The organism is Streptomyces viridosporus, assembly GCF_002078235.1.
In the GTDB taxonomy this organism is placed as follows: Bacteria; Actinomycetota; Actinomycetes; order Streptomycetales; family Streptomycetaceae; genus Streptomyces; species Streptomyces viridosporus.
Genome location: NZ_MSGP01000837.1, coordinates 1 through 613 on the forward strand (window position 1 = coordinate 1; position 613 = coordinate 613).

Consider the following 613-nt stretch of genomic DNA (forward strand, 5'->3'; position numbering starts at 1 on the left):
GATGACGCCCACCCAGTACGCGCAGACCCTCCCCCACCACACGGTGTACGGCTGCCTCTACATCCGCGACGAGCACGACCGGCCAATCCAGCTCCGCTCGGTCTACGGCTCAAGACTCTGGCAATTCCCGGGAGGCAACCTGGACGCCCCGGGCGAGGACCCGCTGCAGACCGCGCGGCGAGAGGCGGTCGAGGAGACGGGCCTCGAACTCGGTCTGGACACACCGAAGCTGCTCCTGACGCACTTCCTCCACTCCGGACCGCGCCAGCCGCTGAACAAGGTGGGGCTCATCTTCGACGGAGGACGGCTGACCGCCGGCCAGCTCGGCCGGATCCGCCTCGATCCCGCCGAGCACGACATGTGGGCCGTCCACGACCTCGCAACCTGGCAGGAGCTGATGGCGCCGCACGCCTTCGCCCGTCTCGACGCCATCGAACGAGCCCGGCGCGGCGAGGGCCCCGCCTACCTCATCACGCACACCTGATCCCCCACCTAGGAGGCAACCGTGCCCGCTGAGGACACCAACACCCGCGCCTGGCGGATCTACGGCCGGCGCCAACTGACCCGCGCCTACACCCCGCCCATCCCCGGCCGGCTCGGCTGGACGCCCTGG

General features: G+C 70.6%; 1 protein-coding gene. It reads left to right on the plus strand.

The annotated features are described in order from the left end of the window. The coding region (locus tag B7L92_RS38020; RefSeq protein ID WP_081241632.1) for an NUDIX domain-containing protein at positions 1-484 on the plus strand (484 nt) is incomplete at its 5' end. Positions 485-613 lie beyond the last annotated feature (129 nt).